This window comes from Candidatus Woesearchaeota archaeon (assembly GCA_003694805.1).
GTDB lineage: Archaea > Nanobdellota > Nanobdellia > Woesearchaeales > J110 > J110.
Map to the genome: position 1 here is coordinate 1 of RFJU01000025.1, position 1,623 is coordinate 1,623.

The 1,623-nt window shown below is 51.5% G+C and carries 3 protein-coding genes; all 3 read left to right on the forward strand.

The features are described from left to right. Window positions 1–787, forward strand: a 787-nt coding sequence (locus tag D6783_01000) for a hypothetical protein (protein ID RME53749.1), incomplete at its 5' end; no start/stop codon positions are given. 33 nt (window positions 788–820) lie between these two features. Next, entirely contained in the window at window positions 821–1,243 is a 423-nt protein-coding gene (locus D6783_01005; GenBank protein RME53750.1) for a DUF192 domain-containing protein, read from the forward strand. After that, window positions 1,218–1,623, forward strand: a 406-nt coding sequence (locus D6783_01010; protein RME53751.1) for a hypothetical protein, incomplete at its 3' end; no start/stop codon positions are given. The genes D6783_01005 and D6783_01010, both read left to right, overlap by 26 nt.

A 1,623-nucleotide genomic window follows, 5' to 3' on the forward strand; every position in this document is an offset into this window, starting at 1 on the left:
AAGAGGAGAATACATCGCAGGGTTTCGAGCCCTCCTCGCCATGGAACAGCACGTCGTCGAAACAGGCGCCTTCCTCACCGACGCAGAACAAACCTACCTTGAAGCGTTCTTTAACGGAACGATCAACGGCGAAAACGTAACCATCATGGAAAACTCAAGCTTTTCCGAATACCTCTCTCGCGTCACCCTCGTTGCACAAGAAACAGGCATGAACATAACCGTTAACGTCACGAACATCTACCTTGACCAAGTAGAACCGTGGAGCATTCGCGTCACGGCCCAGCTCACCATCAACCTCACCGACCAATCAGGCAGGTTTGGCTGGACTCAGCTCAAAAACTTCACTGTCGACATCCCCATCGCAGACATCATCGATCCCCTCTACAGCGTCAACACCCTCAGCAGGGTTCCCAACACGATACGAAAGACGAACATAACCGAGTTCGTCAATGATGCCGGCGACGCGAACGACACGACCAACCTTCAACAATTCTACAACACCTCAGCATACCGCGCATCCCAAACAGCGCCCAGCATCCTCATGCGCTTCGAAGGAAACCTCTCCCCCTCCCTCTACGGCATAGAAAGCATGGTCAACCTCAACGACCTCTCCCTTCAAGACATCCCTGTCAACACCGAACGCAGCGTCATCGACTACCTCTACTGGGGAACCCAGCCAACAACGGACCTGTGCGACGTGCAAAACATGCCCTCCTCATTCAGAATAGACACAGGCCATAAGGAAACCTACGAAATAGACGAGCTTAACTACACCACCTGCCCGTGAACACCACTCCGCTGAGCAGGAACCAACACAACCATGGCGCTCACTATCTGGCATAAAAAGCGTTGCATCGCAAAAGATGTCAAGCCTTGCAACAACCCCCTTGCGCAGGCGAGAGGGAACATGTTTCGCACAGCACCAAAAAACCTCCTCTTCACCTTCCCAACGCCACGCCGCGTCACCATCCACATGTTCTTCGTCTTCTTCCCCCTCCACATCATCTACCTCGACGAACAAAACAACGTCATAGACAAAGCACACCTCCGACCCTTTCAATGGCACACGCCCTCAGCACCGGCAAAACGCGTCCTCGAACTCGCGTCGAACAACAGCCACGCCTCCACCATCAAAACAGGCGACACCCTCACTCTATCGCCGCAAGAACACCGACGAAAGATATATAAACGAACCATTCTCAAGCGTAACACACCCCATGGAAAACATCCAAACAGGCGTTGACAAACTTGTCGCTCTCGTCGAGTCAAAACATAGCGTGGAGCTCTCAGACGCGGCACGATCCCTCGGCGTTTCAAAGGCAGTCGTGCAAGAGTGGGCGGAGTTCTTAGAAGAAGAGGGTCTCATCAGCATTGAATACTCCCTCTCGAAAGTCTTCCTCGTCCAGCGCAAACTCTCCAAGAAAGAAGTTGCACAAAAAGCCAAAGAGTACGAAACAAAAAAAGACCTCTTCGTGCACAAAGTCGAAACGTCCATACAGTCACTTGAGAAGGAAACCCAATGGTTCGAGGAAGTAAAAAAGCAATACGAAGAAATGAAAAAAGACCTCGGCAACGAGCTTGAAGAAGTCCACGAAGAAATGAAAGAGCTCCGCCACTATGAAG